Here is a 16,785-nt window from a genome sequence, read left to right as displayed (position 1 = left end):
CATGCATGCCCTCAATGTGCCCACTATCCGCCGCTTGCCCAACAAGTTGCTGCTCGCCGCCGCGACGCTGCTCTTGCCCATCTCCGCCATGGCCGCCGGCTCGGGCATGCCGTGGGAAGAGCCGCTGCAACAGGTTCTAGAATCGGTGCAAGGCCCGGTCGCCAAGATCGTCGCGGTCATCATCATTATCTCGACCGGCTTGGCGCTCGCCTTCGGCGAAACCTCTGGCGGTTTCCGCAAGCTGATCCAGATCGTCTTCGGCCTCTCGATCGCCTTCGCGGCATCGAGCTTTTTCCTCTCCTTCTTCAGCTTTGGTGGCGGAGCGCTGATCTGATGACCGGGGCCAACTCCATCCCAGCCGGTGGGCACATCGAAGGTTTCGAGGTGTCACTGCACCGCGCGCTCACCGAACGGATCCTGCTTGGGGGTGCGCCGCGCGGAATCGCGATCCTCAACGGCACGCTCGCCGCCGCGATGGGGCTTGGTCTCCAGCAATGGATCGCGGGACTTTTGCTCTGGCTAGCCGGACATAGCCTCGCGGTCTTCGCGGCGAAACGCGATCCGGATTTCGCGCCCGTTGTCGTCCGTCACCTCCGACAGAAGGCCTACCTCTCATGCTGATCCTGCGTGAATACCGCAATGGCGCCGATCGCCTTGCCGATCATCTCCCCTGGGCTGCGTTGGTGGCCAAGGGCGTGGTGCTGAACAAGGATGGAAGCTTCCAGCGCACACTTCGCTTTCGCGGCCCAGACCTGGAATCAGCGACCGAAGCTGAGTTGGTTTCGGTCTGCGCGCGGGCGAACAATGCACTGCGGCGTCTGGGATCGGGCTGGGCGCTGTTCTTCGATGCCGAACGCATTGAGGCGCTGGGCTATCCCGACAGCGTCTTTCCCGATCCCGCTTCCTGGCTCGTGGATGAGGAACGGCGGGCGCATTTCGATGGGAGGCGGGGTCAGCATTTCGAGAGCCGCTATCATTTGACCCTCTGCTACCTGCCGCCCGCCGATCAGGTGAGCCGCGCTGAACGGGCGCTGCTCGAACGCGAGACACCGCAACAGGATCGCGATTGGCGGCAGGAACTGCGCGGTTTCATCGCCGAGACCGACCGGGTTCTGGACTTGCTTTCCGGTTTCATGGACGAGGTCCGCGCGTTGGACGACGCTGAAACACTGACTTTCCTCCACGACTGCATTTCCGCAACGCGCCATCCCGTCGCGGTGCCGGAAACACCGATGTATCTCGACGGGCTGTTGGTCGATACGCCGCTTTCCGGCGGGATCGAACCGATGTTGGGCGCGCGCCATCTGCGCACTGTCACAGTGCTTGGTTTTCCCAATGCGACCCGGCCAGGCATTCTCGATACGCTCAACCATCAGGGTTTCGCCTATCGCTGGGCGACCCGATTCATCGCGCTCGACAAGACGGCGGCCAACAAGACGCTGACCCGCATCCGCCGTCAGTGGTTCAACAAGAGGAAGTCCATCGCGCAGCTCATGCGCGAAGTGATGATGAACGAGCCGGTTCAGCTGACCGACAGCGATGCCGACAACAAAGTCGCCGATGCCGATCTCGCGCTACAGGCGCTCGGCGGCGACCATGTGGCGTTCGGCTATTATACCGCGACGATCACCGTGTCGGACGAGGATCGTTTTGCCGCCGATGAAAAGGTCCGCATCGTCGAGCGTATCGTCAATGGCCTGGGCTTCACTAGCATCCGTGAAAGCGTCAACGCGGTCGAAGCCTGGCTGGGATCGCTGCCCGGCCATGTCTACGCAAATATCAGGCAACCGCTGGTCCATACGCTGAACCTTGCCCATCTGATGCCGCTGTCGTCGGTCTGGGCAGGGCCGGCGCGCAACGATCATCTGAACGGGCCGCCGCTGTTCTATGCCGAGACAAGCGGATCGACGCCGTTCCGCCTGTCTATCCATGTCGGCGATGTCGGCCATATGTTGATCGTCGGGCCGACTGGCGCGGGTAAGTCGGTGCTGCTGGCGCTGCTCGCGCTTCAGTTCCGGCGCTATCCGGGCGCTCAAGTATATATTTTCGACAAGGGGCTATCCGCCCGTGCGACGGTGCTGGCCTGTGGCGGCGCGCATCATGCGTTGGGTGAGAGTGACGCGCTGGCGTTCCAGCCCCTGCGCAATATCGACGACGATGCCGAACGCACATGGGCGGCCGAATGGGTAGCCGCGCTGGTCGCCCATGAAAAGGTCGAAGTGACGCCCGAGGTCAAGGAAGCCTTGTGGTCCGCACTCACGAGCCTCGCCAGCGCCCCGGTCGAGGAACGCACGCTCACCGGCCTGTCGGTCCTCTTGCAGTCCAACGCGCTCAAGGCCGCGCTGCTGCCCTATACGCTGGAGGGGCCGTTCGGCCGTCTGCTCGATGCAGCGGAAAACAGCCTGCGCTTGTCCAGCATGCAGTGCTTCGAGACCGAGGCGCTGATGCACAGCGCGGGCGTCGTCGCCCCGGTGCTGACCTATCTGTTCCACCGGCTTGAGGAACGCTTCGACGGACGCCCGACCTTGCTGGTTCTGGACGAGGCATGGGTGTTTCTCGACAACCCGCTGTTCGCCCAGCGCATCCGCGAATGGCTGAAGGTTCTCCGCAAGAAGAATGTCAGCGTGGTGTTCGCCACCCAGTCGCTCGCCGACATTGCCGATAGCAGCATTGCCCCGGCGATCATCGAATCCTGCCCGCAACGCATCTTCCTCGCGAACGATCGCGCCATCGAGCCGCAGGGCCGCGCCGCCTATGAGCGCTTCGGTCTCAACGACCGGCAGATCGAGCTGATCGCCCGCGCCACGCCCAAGCGACATTATTATCTGCAATCGCGGCGCGGCAATCGCCTGTTCGAACTCGCCCTTGGCCCCATCGCGCTCAGCTTATGCGGCGCATCCGATCCCGAAACCCAAAACCTGATCGACGCCCTGCTGCATCGCGAAGGCGCTGACGGCTTCCTCGCGGCCTTTCTCGAAGTGCGCGGGCTCTCCTGGGCTTCGCAGCTGATCCCCGGCTTTCCCGGTGCGCAGCGCGCCGGGACCGAGCCAATCACCCCTCAGCAGAAGGAGCTATTGTGATGAGATTCCGCCCATTCGCCGCATTTCTGGCCGTGACATCGATGGTCACGACCGTCATGATCGTGCCCGTCGCCCCGGCGCACGCCATCGTGGTGTTCGATCCATCGAACTACGCGCAGAACGTGCTGACCGCAGCCCGCACGCTGCAACAGATCAACAACCAGATTCAGGCGCTTCAGAACCAGGCGTCGATGCTGACCGATATGGCCAAGCATCTCCAGCGCCTCGACTTCTCCTCTCTCACGCAGATCACCCGCTCGATGCAGCGGATCGGTACGCTGATGAACCAGGCCGAGGGCATCGCCTTCGACCTCGCCTCGACCGACGAGGCATTACGCCAGCAGTTTCCCGCCGTCTTCGATACCGCGCTTTCCACCAATGAGATCGTCACGCAGGCCCGTGCCCGCTTTCAGGCCTCGATGCAGGGCTATCGCCAGACCATGCGTGTGCAGGCGCAGGTGGTCGAGAACGTCGGAGCCGATGCCGAGTTGCTCGGCGAACTCGTCACGCAGAGCCAGTCGGCGACCGGAAGCCTGCAGGCTGCGCAAGCGACCAACCAGCTCATCGCGCTCAGCACCAAGCAGCAGTTCCAGATCCAGCAGATGATGGCGGCGCAATATCGCGCCGATGCACTCGAGCGCGCGCGTCAGCAACAGGCCATGGAAGCTGCGCGCGAGCGGACGAAGCGCTTCATCGGTTCGGCACAAATATACACGCGCAACTGACGGCATCCACAAAGGCGGCCCGGTCATGAACCCCGACCTCAATATCATCGACAGCTTCCTCGAAGCCTTCATCAGCTACATCGACAGCGGTTTCGGTCTGTTGTCGGGCGATGTGGCATTTCTCACCACGGTGCTGATCGGCATCGATGTGACCCTGGCCGCGCTGTGGTGGGCGATCGAGAGTGATCAGGATGTGCTCGGCAAGCTCATCAAGAAAGTCCTCTATGTCGGGGCCTTCGCCTTCATCATCGGCAACTTCAGCACGCTCGCCGAGATCATCTTCCGCAGTTTCTCCGGTCTCGGCATCACGGCGGGCGGCGGGGGCGTGTCGGCCGACGACCTCATGCACCCCGGCGCGATCGCCGGCACCGGGTTCCAGGCAGCGCATCCCTTGCTCGAGAAGGTGTCCGAACTTTCGGGCTTTCCGGAATTCTTCGGCAACTTCCTGTCGATCGCAGTGCTGCTCATCTGCTGGCTGTTGGTGGTGCTCGCCTTCTTCATCCTCGCCATCCAGCTCTTCATCACCATCCTGGAATTCAAGCTGACGGCGCTCGCCGGGTTCGTCCTCGTACCCTTCGCGCTCTGGAACAAGACCAGCTTCCTCGCCGAACGAGTGCTGGGCAATGTCGTGTCGTCGGGCATCAAGGTCATGGTGCTGGCCGTCATCATCGGCATCGGCACCAATCTCTTCGACCAGATGACGCCCCTGCTGGGCAGCGATCCCGAGATCTCCGAGGCTCTGACCCTGCTGATGGGCGCCTTGACTCTCTTCGGCCTCGGTATCTTCGGTCCGGGCATCGCATCGGGCCTCGTTTCCGGCGCTCCGCAGCTTGGCGCTGGTGCTGCCGTCGGCACGATGGCGGGCGCGGCGATCATGACGGGAGGTGCGGCCGTGCTGGGGACGCGCGGTGCGATGCTGGCGGGACGCGGCGGCATGGGCGCGATTCGAGCCGGCACTGCGATGGGATCGGCTGCCTCCAGTGCCTACAGGCTCGGCCAGGAAACGTCCGGCAGCGCCAGCATCGGTGCTGGCCTCGGCGGTATCGCCACGGCTGCTGGCGGCGCGGCGTCGCAAGGCGTCAGAACCGCGGCCTCGCGCATTGTCGGTCCGATCCGGGAAAGCGCGGCGAAGGGTAGCCAAGCCGCATGGACTGCCGGCAGCACATCGCCGGCTCCTTCCGCTCCGTCCAGCGGCGCAACTCCATCCGATCCGACCCCGGCATGGGCGCGCAATCTGCATGCGCAGCAGACGGCGCGTCATCACCGCCACATGGCCGTGCAGGCGGTCAAGGATGGTGACCGGCCCGGCGGCGGAGCCAATCCCGACCTCAGCGAAAAGGAATGAACCCCATGATCTTCAAGCGATCCGTCCAGCGCTATGGGGTCACGCCCCAGCCTGAAACTCCCTATCAACGCGCCGGTCAACTTTGGGACGAGCGTATCGGTTCTGCACGTGTTCAGGCGCGGAATTGGCGGCTTGTCGCCTTCTCCTGTCTCGGTCTGACCGGAATCCTGATCGCATCGAATGTCTGGCAGTCGATGCAGGCCCGTGTCGCACCCTATGTGGTCGAGGTGGACCGCTTGGGCGAGGCTCGCTCGGTCGCGCCGGCGATCCAGAATTACAAGCCGACCGACGGACAGGTGGCATGGCATCTGGCGCGTTTCATCACCCATGTCCGTTCCGTCTCGACCGATCCGGTGCTGGTAAAGACGAACTGGCTCGCCGCCTACGACTTCGCCACCGACCGCGCTGCGATCTTCCTCAATGAATATGCCCGCTCCAACGACCCCTTCGCCGGGATCGGTCAGCGCAGCGTTTCGGTCCAGGTGACGAGCGTTGTGCGTGCATCCGACAGCAGCTTCCAGGTCAAATGGACCGAGAGCATCTACGAGCGTGGCAGCCTTGCGAAGACCGAGCATTGGACCGCCATGCTCACCGTGGTGATGCAACCGCCCAAGACGGCCGATGCTCTCCGCAAGAATCCGCTCGGGCTATTCGTCAACGCGATCGACTGGGCGCGCGAACTGGACGGCCAGCCCATTCAATCGGGAGACGCATCCTCCTCACGGGAGCCACCCGCTTTCAAACCGACGATTTCGAACGCCGCTCCGGTTCCGTCAGAGCTGACGCCGGACCCCGCCTCAACCACGTCCGAGCAGAAAGGAAACCATCCATGATCCGGAATGTCGCACTGACCGTGCCGCTGCTGGCGCTCGCCACGGCCTGCGCTGGAAGGACGCCGCCGCCCGTGATCGCGCTCGATAGCGCGCAGTTCCAGCCCGCCATACTGGAGGCAGAGCCGCCGAAGCCTGTCGAAATTGTGCAGACTCCGGTTCCGCTGCCTCTTCCGGGCCAGCTTCTGCCACGCCCAACCGCCAGTCGCGATACCAGCCCGCCGACCGCAAGAGTGGAGGCCGCCAACCGGGCGGCGATGCGAGAGCCGTCGAGCGCGGGCTATATCAATGCGGTGCAGGTCTATCCCTGGACTGAAGGCGCAATATACCGCCTCTACGCCGCGCCGGAGCGGGTCAGTGACATCGCGTTGCAGCCCGGCGAGAAGCTCGTGGCCGTATCGGCGGGCGATACGGTGCGCTGGGCAATCGGCGATACCAACAGCGGTGCCGGCGAGGACATGCGCGTGCATGTGCTGGTCAAACCCTTTGCCCCAGGCCTTGTCACGAACATGGTCATTACCACCGATCGGCGGGCGTATCATCTGGCACTCGAAAGCACCGACAAGACCGCCATGGCAGCAATCTCGTGGACCTATCCGCAGGACCGGCTCGTCGCCTTGCAGCGCCAGAACATCCGCGCCGAACAGGCAAAGCCCATCGCCGACGGCGTGGCGCTCACCAATCTCAAGTTCCGCTACACGATCACGGGCGACAATCCGCCATGGCGTCCGGTCCGCGCATGGGATGACGGCAACAAGGTCTATATCGAGTTTCCCGCGCGGCTCGATCAGGGCGAAGCGCCACCGCTGTTTGTGGTAGGACCGTTGGGGCAGAGCCAGCTCGTCAACTACCGGGTCAGTGCCAATCACTATATCGTCGATCGGCTATTCGGCGCGGCAGAATTGCGGTTGGGCGAGAATCCTCAGGCCGTCGTGCGGATCAGCCGCACTGACGGTCGGACCGGGAGGGCGCGCAAATGAGCGAGCCACTTGTCGATACGGCTGCGGCCGATGCCACCACCCAGACAACCCCATCCGGCACCGCGGGAACCGGCAAGGTCGCTCCCGAGAAGCTTGTCCTTCGGGCCGCGCCGCGCCGCGTGGTGCGCTTTCGACGCGGCGTTGTCGTCGGCGGTGCGGCGGTGGGATCGCTCGCCATTGCTGGCATCGCCTGGATGGCACTGGGGCCGAAGACCCTCCAGATCATCCAATCCGAAGAAAGAGCGATGACCGAGCGGCGCACGCCCGCCGACGCGGTCGCCAACCTACCCGGCGACTACAGCAAGGTGACGCCAACCACGCCGATCCTTGGCGATCCGCTTCCCGGCGACCTCGGCAAGCCGATCCTCGACCGTCAGCGCGAGCTTGCAGCGGGGGGAGCGGTTCCATCTGATCCAGTGACCGCACCGCGAGGCATGACGGCGGCGGAGCAGGCTGCAGAAGCCGAACGCCAGCGCATTGCCGCGCAGGCCCATCAAGCACGCGAGGCTGGCGTGATGGTGCAATCGTCTGGGCGGGCCTCAGGCGTTTCGATGGCAACTGGTAGCGATGGCGCGGCCACGGCCAGCATTGCGCCGGGAACCGAAAACGAGCAGGCTGGCCGCCTCGCGCTCGATCCCGACCGTGACCAAAATGCACAGCAGCGCAAGCTGGACTTCATCGGACAACAATCGTCCAGCGGCATCTATAACGCTCATGCCCTCCAGACCCCGGCTTCGCCTTATCAGATCATGGCAGGGAGCGTGATCGCCGCCAGCCTTATCACCGGGCTCAATTCCGACCTTCCGGGCATGGTGGTGGCGCAGGTGACGGAGCCGGTCTTCGACACCGTGACGGGCCGGATACTGCTGATCCCGCAGGGCTCGCGCCTGATCGGTAGCTACGACAGCGTCGTCGCCTTCGGCCAAAGCCGTGCGCTGCTGGTCTGGCAGCGGATCATCCTCCCCGACGGCAGTTCCATCCAGATTGACAATCTCCCGGCGACCGATGCGGCGGGCTATGCCGGCCTGTCCGACAAGGTGGACTTCCACACCTGGCGCCTGCTCAAAGGAGTTGCGCTCTCGACCCTGCTTGGCGTCGGAACCGAATTGTCGCTTGGCAGCGATGAAAGCGATCTTGTCCGCGCGATCCGGCAATCCACCCAACAGTCCGCCAACCAGGCCGGTCAGCAGATCGTTTCCAGGAACCTCAACATCCAGCCCACCATCACCGTCCGTCCCGGTTGGCCGCTTCGTGTGATCGTTCACAAGGACATTCAATTGCGGCCCTGGGGCGGCGCTCGCTAACAAGGAGATGCCCCGTGCTCAAACTCGCAAAACTGCCCGATCGTACACCGGTCAAGATCGGCATCACCGTCACACCGGACATTGCTCATGCGCTTGCCGACTATGCGGCGCTCTACAACTGCACCTATGCCGACAAAGCCGAGGTAGCGGACCTCATTCCCGCCATGCTCGAAACCTTCCTCGCCAGCGACCGCGCCTTTGCCAAGGCCCGCAAAGAGATGGAGGCCGGCACATGATACGCAGGAGGATTATCGGCCGGTTCAAGCGGTCGAAGCAGGGCGGATGGGAAGGCGAGATCAGCACGCTCGCGATCCAGCGGCAAATCCGCCTCGTGCCCAACGACGACCGCGCGAGCGACCGAGCGCCATCGTTCCGGGTCATGCTGGGCTGGCACCACATAGGCGATGCCTGGGAGCGAACGTCGCACAGCGAACCGCCGCGCGAATATCTGCGCGTTCGGATCGACGATCCGTTCTATCCGATCAGCGCCATGCTGTTCCCCGATGCCGAGGGGCTGACGGCGCATCTGGTACTGCCACCATCTGACCCGCGCTCAAACCGACAATAGGAGGGGACGGTGAACGAGGATGACGGCCTGTGGACCCCGAGGGAGTTGGCGAAGTTCCTCTCCTATTCCGAAACCACCATCTGCCGGATGGTGTCGCAAAGTCCGGAAAAGCTGCCGCCGCGTGTTGCGGCGCTTGCCCGTCCGCGGTGGCTACCGGAGGTCGCTCGTGAATGGGCAAAGGAGAGCAGCGATCTGCCGATTGGTAGAGGCGGGCGGCCCCGGAAAATCCGGTGACGGAGCAGCGAAAACGCCCCGTCATCCATCCGGATTTTTACACCGTTCACAGCATATTCGGGGGGGTGGCAGTGTGCCAAACTGTGCCAAACCCCCAAAAATATCCTTTGTTTTCAAAGGACATTGGTGCGGTCGAGAAGACTCGAACTTCCACGGCCTTTCGGCCACAACGACCTCAACGTTGCGCGTCTACCAATTCCGCCACGACCGCACATTTCCGGGGAACCGGCGGGGCCGGTGCCTTGGTAGGAGCCGGCCCTTAGCAAAGGCTTTTTCCCTATGCAACAACCGATCTGCATATGCGTTACGATTGACGGGAACGGGTCACGACAAGAGGAGGCGGCCATGGCAAGAACCTTCTGGATCGCCGGGGCGAGCGCCACGGGCGCGGCGGTTCTGCTGGGCATGGGGCTAGGCCATTTCGTGACCACGCCGGAAAGGGCGCCACGCGTCGCGGAAACCGAAATGTTCGACGCGCCGGAGGATGATCTGGCCGGCTTCGCGCCCACCACGCCGGAACAGGGGCCGGCCGTCATCCGATGCACCGGCTGCGGTCCGACGCTTGCCGAGCGGCAGATGGCGGCGGACCAGGGCAACTGGGATGCTGACGGCATGATCCACGGCAGCACGGACCCGGTGGTGCAGGATTATATGACGTCCGGCGATGGGACGGCCATGCCGGTCGAGACCCCGCCCGCGTCCGCGTCTCGCCTGTCGCCCTCGCCGGAAAGATTAGCGGCGGGAGAAGACCCTTCCCCCGCCGCCATACCGAAATCCGTTCCGGTGAAGGTCCGCCCGACGCTCGCGCCGGCCGTCCCCGCCCAGCCTTGAAGCCGATGTGGCCTTATTCGGCCGCGACCACCTCCGCAGGCGCATCGCTTAGCGGATAGGCCAGCCGGTTCACCATCTCCTTGGGACAGACCTGCCAGAAATAGCGCCGCCAGCGGTCCCAGTCGTCCAGCACCGTGTTCGACCATCTGCTGTCGGTGGCGACCGCATGCTGGGCGATCAGCGCCTTCAGCTCCGTTTCCCAATGCGCGCTTTCCAGCCGCTGCCAGACGATGCTCTCCGGGTTAGCCTGCGCCGGGAAACTGCCCTCCTCGTCGAGGATGAAGGCCATGCCGCCGGTCATGCCCGCGCCGAAATTGGCGCCGGTCTTGCCCAGAATCACCGCTATGCCGCCGGTCATATATTCGCAGCCATTGGCGCCGCAGCCTTCGACCACGACCTGCGCGCCCGAATTGCGGACCGCGAAGCGTTCGCCCGCCTGACCCGCCGCGAACAGCTTGCCCGCGGTCGCGCCATAAAGGACGGTGTTGCCGATGATCGTGTTGTCCTTGCTCGACAGCGGGCTGGAGACGGTCGTGCGGACCACGATGGTGCCGCCCGACAGCCCCTTGCCCACATAGTCGTTGGCGTCGCCAAAGACTTCCAGCGTGATGCCCTTGCACAGGAACGCGCCCAGCGACTGGCCCGCGCTTCCGCGCAGGCGCACCGTCAGATGCCCGTCCGCCAGCGCCGACATGCCGAAGCGTTCGGTCACGGCGGCCGACAGGCGCGTGCCCACCGCGCGATGCGTGTTACGCACCGTATAGGTGAGCTGCATCTTCTCGCCCCGTTCGAACACGGCCTTGGCGTCGCGCATCATCTGCGCGTCGAGGCTATCGGGCACTTCGTTGCGCCACGCGTCGAGGCTGAAGCGCCGCTGCTCGTCGGGCGCATCCACCTTGGCGAGGATGGGATTGAGGTCGAGGTCGTCCAGATGCTCCGCACCACGATTGACCTGCTTCAGCAGTTCCGTCCGCCCGATCACCTCGTCCAGGCTGCGGAAGCCCAGCCGCGCCAGAACCTCGCGCACTTCCTCGGCGATGAAGGTCATGAGGTTGATGACCTTCTCGGGCGTGCCGGTGAACTTCTGCCGCAGCTTTTCGTCCTGCACGCACACGCCCACCGGGCAGGTGTTGCTGTGGCACTGACGCACCATGATGCAGCCCATGGCCACCAGCGATAGCGTGCCGATGCCGAATTCCTCCGCGCCCAGGATCGCCGCGATCACGATGTCGCGCCCGGTCTTGAGCCCGCCGTCCGTCCGCAGCTTCACCCGGTGCCGCAGGCCGTTGAGCGTCAGCACCTGATTGGCTTCCGACAGGCCCATTTCCCACGGCGTGCCCGCATATTTGATCGACGTCTGCGGCGACGCGCCCGTGCCGCCGACATGGCCCGCCACCAGGATGACGTCGGCATGGGCCTTCGCGACGCCCGCCGCGACCGTGCCGATGCCCGCCTGGCTGACGAGCTTCACGCACACCCGCGCGCGCGGGTTGATCTGCTTGCAGTCGTAGATGAGCTGCGCCAGATCCTCGATCGAATAGATGTCATGGTGCGGCGGCGGAGAGATCAGCGTCACGCCGGGCGTCGAATGGCGCAGCTTGGCGATGAACTCCGTCACCTTGAAGCCGGGAAGCTGGCCGCCTTCGCCGGGCTTGGCGCCCTGCGCGACCTTGATCTCGATCTCCTCGGCCGATCCCAGATATTCGGCATGGACGCCGAAACGGCCTGACGCGATCTGCTTGATGACCGAGTTCGCGTTGTCGCCATTCTCATAGGGCTTGAAACGGTTCGCATCCTCGCCGCCTTCGCCGCTCACGGCCTTCGCGCCGATGCGGTTCATGGCGATGGCCAGCGTCTCATGCGCTTCGGGGCTGAGCGCGCCCAGCGACATGCCCGGCGTCACGAAGCGCTTGCGGATTTCCGTGGTGGCTTCCACTTCGTCGATCGGCACGGCCTCGCGGGCGAAGTTGAACTCCAGCAGGTCGCGCAGATAGACCGGCGGCAAATCCCGCACCCCGCGCGAAAATTGCAGATAGGTCGAATAGCTGTCCGTCGCGACCGATGTTTGCAGCAGGTGCATGAGCTGCGCCGAATAGGCATGGCTCTCCCCGCCGTCGCGCTGGCGATAGAAGCCGCCCACCGGCAGGCGCACGATCGCGCTGTCATAAGCGGCGTCGTGCCGCATCTTCGCGCTGTAGTGCAGCGAATGATAGCCTTCGCCCGAAATCTTGGCGGGCATGCCGGGGAACAGGTCGTTCACCAGCGCGCGGGACAGGCCCACCGCCTCGAAATTATAGCCGCCGCGATAGCTGCTGATGACCGCGATGCCCATTTTGGACATGATCTTGAGCAGACCCTCGTTGATCGCCACCCGATAACGCTCGAAGCACTGCTCCAGCGGCAGGTCGCCGAACAGGCCGCGCGCATGGCGGTCAGCGATGCTGGCTTCGGCCAGATAGGCGTTCACCGTGGTCGCGCCCACGCCGATCAGCACCGCGAAATAATGGGTGTCGAGCGCCTCGGCGCAGCGTATGTTGATCGACGCATAGCTACGCAGCCCCTTGCGGACCAGGTGCGTGTGCACCGCCGCCGCCGCCAGCACGCCCGCAATGGCGACCCGGTCGGCGCTGACATGCTCGTCCGTCAGGAAGATTTCGCTGTGTCCTTCGCGTACCGCCTGTTCCGCTTCCTCGCGGATGCGGGTGATCGCCGCGCGCAACTGCTCCTGCCCGCCCTCGGCCGGGAAGGTGCAGTCGATTTCCGCGACCGCATGGCCGAAATGCGCCTTCAGCCGCGTCCATTCGGCCGATGTCAGCACCGGCGAATCCAGCACCAGCACGTTGTTCTTCTGCGCGCCTTCTTCCAGAATGTTGTTGAGGTTCGAAAAGCGCGTCTTGAGGCTCATCACATGCCGTTCGCGCAAGCTGTCGATCGGCGGGTTCGTGACCTGGCTGAAATTCTGGCGGAAGAAATGGCTGACCGTGCGCGGCTTGTCGGAAATGACGGCCAGCGGCGTATCGTCGCCCATGGAGCCGATGGCTTCCTTCGCATCCTCGACCATGGGGCTGAGGATCAGCTCCATGTCCTCCAGCGTCATGTTGGCCGCGACCTGGCGGCGCGTCAGTTCCGCCTTGTCCCATTGCGGCAGTGCGCTGGGCGCCTGCGGCAGGTCCTCGATCGACATGAAGTCCTTGATGAGTTCGCCATAGGGCGCTTCGCCCGCGATCCTGTCCTTGATCGCGCGGTCGTCATAGAGTTCGCCTTCGAGCAGATCGACGGCGATCATCTGGCCGGGGCCCATGCGGCCTTTGCGGATGATGGTGGTTTCGGGCACCACGACCATGCCGGTTTCGGACCCCACGATCAGCAGATTGTCGCCCGTCAGCGTATAGCGCAGCGGACGCAGCGCGTTGCGGTCCACGCCCGCGACGACCCAGCGGCCATCGGTCATCGCCAGCGCGGCGGGGCCGTCCCACGGCTCCATCACGGAGGCGAGATATTCATACATATCCGCATGGGGGCGGGGCAGGTCGGCCTTGTCGCTCTGCCACGCTTCGGGAACCAGCATCAGCTTGGCCGTAGGCGCGTCGCGCCCGGCGCGACAGATTGCCTCGAACACGGCGTCGAGCGCGGCGGTGTCCGAAGCGCCCGCCGGGATCACCGGCTTGATGTCCTCGCTATATTCGCCGAATGCGAGGCTGGCCATCTTGATCTCGTGGCTCTTCATCCAGTTCTGGTTGCCGCGGATCGTGTTGATCTCGCCATTATGCGCCAGCGTGCGGAAGGGCTGGGCCAGCCACCATTGCGGAAAGGTGTTGGTCGAATAACGCTGGTGGAAGATCGCGACCCGGCTTTCGAACCGCTCGTCCTGAAGGTCGGGGTAGAAAACCGACAGCGATTCCGCCAGGAACAGCCCCTTGTAGATGATCGAGCGGCAGGACAGCGAACAGACGTAGAAATCGTTGATCTGCGCGGCGATCACCTTCTTCTCGATCCGGCGGCGGATGAGGTAGAGGTCTTTTTCGAACTCGGCCTGATCGCGTTCCTCGGGCATCGGCCCGGCGATCATGATCTGCTCGATTTCCGGGCGGGTGCGCTGCGCCTTCTCGCCGATGACCGACACGTCGACCGGCACCTGGCGCCAGCCATAGATGGTGTAGCCCGCGTCGATGATCTCGCTTTCGACGATGGTGCGGCAGGTTTCCTGCGCCGACAGATCCGTGCGCGGCAGGAAGATCATGCCGACGGCGAGCCGGTTGGGCATGGGCTTGTGGCCGCTGTCGGCGATGGCGTCGTCAAAGAAGCGCACCGGCAGGTCGACATGGATGCCAGCGCCGTCGCCGGTCTTGCCGTCCGCGTCCACCGCGCCGCGATGCCACACGGCTTTCAGCGCATCGATGGCGCTCACCACCACGCGGCGGCTGGCACGGCCATCGGTGGCCGCAACCAGGCCCACGCCACAGGCGTCGCCTTCCATCTCGGGGTGATACATGCCCTCGGCAGCGATGCGTGCGCGCTCTTCGGGGCTGGCCATGAAAGGGGTCTGCTCAGTCATCATTCGGTCCCTTCGTCGCTTGTCGAAGCGGCGTTGTCATTGAGGTCGCCGGCCTTCACGCCCAACAGCTTCGCCAGCCGGTCGCGTTCGGCGGGCGACAGGTCGGCAATCTTGCGGGGGGCGGGCAGGTCTTTGGTCGCCGCCTCCGCCTTTGCCGCGATGTCGGGCATCTTCTTCATCATCTCAGGCATGAAAGCCTGCATTTCGCGCATGATTTCCGGGTCCATGAACATCATCATGGATTCGCGGGCATACAGATCGCCGGTCGGCGTCGCGAAAAAGCCGTTCAGCTCACCAAGCTGCCGCCCGTCGAACTTGCGGGCATAGGCGCGGGTCAGCGCGTCGCGCACCTGCGGCTCGAACCCGTTCATCAGGTCCGCCATGGACGCCATCATTGCGTCCATGCCCTTCTTCGTCCGCTCGCGGAAATGCGGGTCGAGTATCGCGCCGATCTCCGCCATGGATGCATCATTGAGGGTCGCGATCTTCTCCGACGGCACGCCACCGATGCGGGCGAGCTGCGCGAGCGGCATCTTCATGACGCCGTCCATCATGCTGTCCATCATCTTGGACATGGTTTCGCCCATCATCCGACGATAGGTGCCGACAGGAAACACCTTGTCCACCACCGGCTTCGCCGCCGCGATCCGCGCGGGATCGGCCGCCTGCTCCTGCGCCTGTGCAAGAAGGGGGGCAGGGGCGGCGAAAGCCAGCGCGGCCCCCGCCATCCAGAACAGCCTCTTTCTCACGCGGCGACCCTTTCGCCCGCCGCTGCCTTGGCCTGTGCCTTGAGGTAGCGGTGCATATGCTCGGTCACATCGCGGCCGTCGCGGATCGCCCAGACGACCAGCGAAGCGCCGCGCACGATGTCGCCCGCCGCGAACACGCCGTCCACGCTGGTCATCATCGTGCGATGATCGACGCGCAGCGTGCCCCAGCGCGTGACCGACAGGTCTTCCGATCCGAACAGCCGCGGCAGTTCTTCCGGGTCATAGCCCAGCGCCTTGATGACAAGGTCCGCCTCCAGCGTGTGCTCGCTGCCGGGGTCCGGCTCCGGCGCGCGGCGGCCCGAAGCGTCGGGTGAACCCAGCCGCATCTTCGTCACCTTGACGCCGGTGACATGCTCCGTGCCTTCGAACGCCACCGGCGCGGTCAGCCACACGAACTCGACGCCTTCCTCCTCGGCATTGGCGACTTCGCGCTGCGATCCGGGCATGTTTTCCCGGTCGCGGCGATAGAGGCACTTCACCGACTTGGCGCCCTGGCGGATGGCGGTGCGGACGCAGTCCATCGCGGTGTCGCCGCCGCCGATGACGACGACATTCTTGCCCGCCGCCAGCAGTGACCCGTCCTCATGTTCCGGCACCGCGTCGCCAAAGCCCGCCTTGTTGGAAGCGGTCAGATAGTCCAGCGCCTTCACCACGCCCGGTGCGCCCACGCCCGGCGCCTTGATGTCGCGCGGCTTGTAGACGCCGGTCGCGATCAGCACCGCGTCATGCTTCTGGCGCAGCTCTTCCAGCGTGGCGTCGCGTCCGACCTCGAAGCTCTGGTGAAAGACGATGCCGCCGTCCTTCAGCCGCTGGACGCGGCGCATCACCACGTCCTTTTCCAGCTTGAAGCCGGGAATGCCATAGGTCAGCAGCCCGCCCGCCCGGTCGTGCCGGTCATAGACATGCACCTCATATCCCGCGACGCGCAGATATTCCGCCGTGGTCAGGCCCGCCGGGCCCGCGCCGATCACGCCGACCGACTGGCCGGTGGGGCTGCCGGGCACCAGTGGTTCGACCCAGCCTTCCTTCCACGCCGTATCGGTGATGTATTTTTCGACGCTGCCGATGGTGACGGCGCCATGGCCGGAAAATTCGATGACGCAATTGCCTTCGCACAGGCGATCCTGCGGGCAGATGCGGCCGCAGATTTCCGGCATGGTGCTGGTGAGGTTGGACAGCTCATAGGCTTCGCGCAGCCGCCCTTCCGCGGTCAGGCGCAGCCAGTCGGGGATATGATTGTGCAGCGGGCAATGGGTCGAGCAATAGGGCACGCCGCATTGCGAACAGCGCGACGCCTGCTCTTCCGCCCGGTCCAGAATGAAGCTGCGGCTGATCTCAAGGAAATCGTCCGCGCGATCCTGCGCCGAGCGTTTTTCGGGATAGGCCTGGCCCGTCCCCACAAACTTCAGCATCGGATTGTCACCCATAAGTCGCCCCTGGAAAATATTGCAGGCGCTCACATAGGCTCAAAGATAGGCAAAGTCACGCGGATTCTGGCCATTAGGTCAGCATAATTTACCTAAAATCCAGCATCATCCGTCTTTAATGCGAATGGATTGCAGG

15 protein-coding genes and 1 tRNA gene are annotated in these 16,785 nt (G+C 64.3%); 12 read left to right on the top strand and 4 right to left on the bottom strand.

Annotated elements, in window-relative coordinates; translation table 11 throughout:
* Position 1: 1 nt before the first annotated feature.
* Genes ATN00_RS01755 through ATN00_RS22705 form a run of 11 tightly spaced genes read left to right on the top strand, consistent with a single transcriptional unit; the run spans position 2 to position 9,066 of the window.
* The gene (locus ATN00_RS01755; RefSeq protein ID WP_062061299.1) at positions 2–334 is read left to right on the top strand and encodes a TrbC/VirB2 family type IV secretion system protein; all 333 of its coding nucleotides are present in this window, start codon (positions 2–4) and stop codon (positions 332–334) included.
* Positions 334–621: a VirB3 family type IV secretion system protein gene (locus ATN00_RS01750; protein WP_082635059.1), complete on the top strand. Its 288-nt coding sequence runs from the start codon at positions 334–336 to the stop codon at positions 619–621. The genes ATN00_RS01755 and ATN00_RS01750 overlap by 1 nt, the downstream gene beginning before the upstream one ends.
* Entirely contained in the window at positions 615–3,080 is a 2,466-nt protein-coding gene (gene trbE, locus ATN00_RS01745) for a conjugal transfer protein TrbE (RefSeq protein WP_062061296.1), read from the top strand. The genes ATN00_RS01750 and trbE overlap by 7 nt, the downstream gene beginning before the upstream one ends.
* Before the next feature lie 41 nt (positions 3,081–3,121).
* The gene (gene trbJ / locus ATN00_RS01740; protein ID WP_231746360.1) at positions 3,122–3,805 is read left to right on the top strand and encodes a P-type conjugative transfer protein TrbJ; all 684 of its coding nucleotides are present in this window, start codon (positions 3,122–3,124) and stop codon (positions 3,803–3,805) included.
* 25 nt (positions 3,806–3,830) lie between these two features.
* Entirely contained in the window at positions 3,831–5,150 is a 1,320-nt protein-coding gene (trbL, locus tag ATN00_RS01735; RefSeq protein WP_062061290.1) for a P-type conjugative transfer protein TrbL, read from the top strand.
* A 5-nt stretch (positions 5,151–5,155) separates the two neighbouring features.
* A complete protein-coding gene (gene trbF, locus ATN00_RS01730) occupies positions 5,156–5,983 on the top strand; it encodes a conjugal transfer protein TrbF (protein WP_062061287.1) in 828 nt (275 codons plus the stop codon).
* The gene (gene trbG, locus ATN00_RS01725) at positions 5,980–6,960 is read left to right on the top strand and encodes a P-type conjugative transfer protein TrbG (RefSeq protein WP_062061284.1); all 981 of its coding nucleotides are present in this window, start codon (positions 5,980–5,982) and stop codon (positions 6,958–6,960) included. Before trbF ends, trbG begins: the two co-directional genes overlap by 4 nt.
* Positions 6,957–8,264 carry a TraB/TrbI/VirB10 family type IV secretion system protein gene (locus ATN00_RS01720; protein ID WP_062061282.1) on the top strand — a complete coding sequence of 436 codons (1,308 nt, stop codon included), beginning with the start codon at positions 6,957–6,959 and terminating at the stop codon, positions 8,262–8,264. The genes trbG and ATN00_RS01720 overlap by 4 nt, the downstream gene beginning before the upstream one ends.
* Positions 8,265–8,278: 14 nt before the next feature.
* Positions 8,279–8,500, top strand: a complete 222-nt coding sequence (locus ATN00_RS01715; RefSeq protein ID WP_062061279.1) for a DUF2274 domain-containing protein — start codon at positions 8,279–8,281, stop codon at positions 8,498–8,500.
* Entirely contained in the window at positions 8,497–8,832 is a 336-nt protein-coding gene (locus ATN00_RS01710; protein WP_062061276.1) for a DUF736 domain-containing protein, read from the top strand. The genes ATN00_RS01715 and ATN00_RS01710 overlap by 4 nt, the downstream gene beginning before the upstream one ends.
* Before the next feature lie 9 nt (positions 8,833–8,841).
* Positions 8,842–9,066 carry a hypothetical protein gene (locus ATN00_RS22705; RefSeq protein WP_082635058.1) on the top strand — a complete coding sequence of 75 codons (225 nt, stop codon included), beginning with the start codon at positions 8,842–8,844 and terminating at the stop codon, positions 9,064–9,066.
* Positions 9,067–9,190: 124 nt separating this feature from the next.
* Here ATN00_RS22705 and ATN00_RS01705 read toward each other — a convergent pair.
* A tRNA-Leu gene (locus ATN00_RS01705) sits at positions 9,191–9,277 on the bottom strand.
* 134 nt (positions 9,278–9,411) lie between these two features.
* On the opposite strand from ATN00_RS01705, the gene ATN00_RS01700 reads away from it, so the two are divergent.
* Positions 9,412–9,897 (top strand): hypothetical protein, encoded by a 486-nt coding sequence (locus ATN00_RS01700; RefSeq protein WP_062061274.1) that lies wholly within the window; start codon positions 9,412–9,414, stop codon positions 9,895–9,897.
* A gap of 13 nt (positions 9,898–9,910) precedes the next feature.
* Here the strand turns inward: ATN00_RS01700 and gltB are convergent, their stop codons facing one another.
* From gltB to ATN00_RS01685, 3 genes are read right to left on the bottom strand one after another with little or no spacing between them, the layout of a single operon-like run.
* Complete coding sequence (gene gltB / locus ATN00_RS01695; protein ID WP_062061272.1) at positions 9,911–14,452, bottom strand: glutamate synthase large subunit; 4,542 nt, start codon at positions 14,450–14,452, stop codon at positions 9,911–9,913.
* Positions 14,452–15,201, bottom strand: a complete 750-nt coding sequence (locus tag ATN00_RS01690; RefSeq protein WP_231746359.1) for a DUF2059 domain-containing protein — start codon at positions 15,199–15,201, stop codon at positions 14,452–14,454. The genes gltB and ATN00_RS01690 overlap by 1 nt, the downstream gene beginning before the upstream one ends.
* Positions 15,198–16,649 carry an NAD(P)-dependent oxidoreductase gene (locus tag ATN00_RS01685; RefSeq protein ID WP_062061267.1) on the bottom strand — a complete coding sequence of 484 codons (1,452 nt, stop codon included), beginning with the start codon at positions 16,647–16,649 and terminating at the stop codon, positions 15,198–15,200. The genes ATN00_RS01690 and ATN00_RS01685 overlap by 4 nt, the downstream gene beginning before the upstream one ends.
* Between the last annotated feature and the right edge of the window lie 136 nt (positions 16,650–16,785).

It is taken from the genome of Sphingobium baderi, from assembly GCF_001456115.1.
GTDB lineage: Bacteria > Pseudomonadota > Alphaproteobacteria > Sphingomonadales > Sphingomonadaceae > Sphingobium > Sphingobium baderi_A.
The sequence above is the reverse complement of the archived record's forward strand: the minus strand, read 5'-3'. Positions and strand labels throughout refer to the sequence as shown.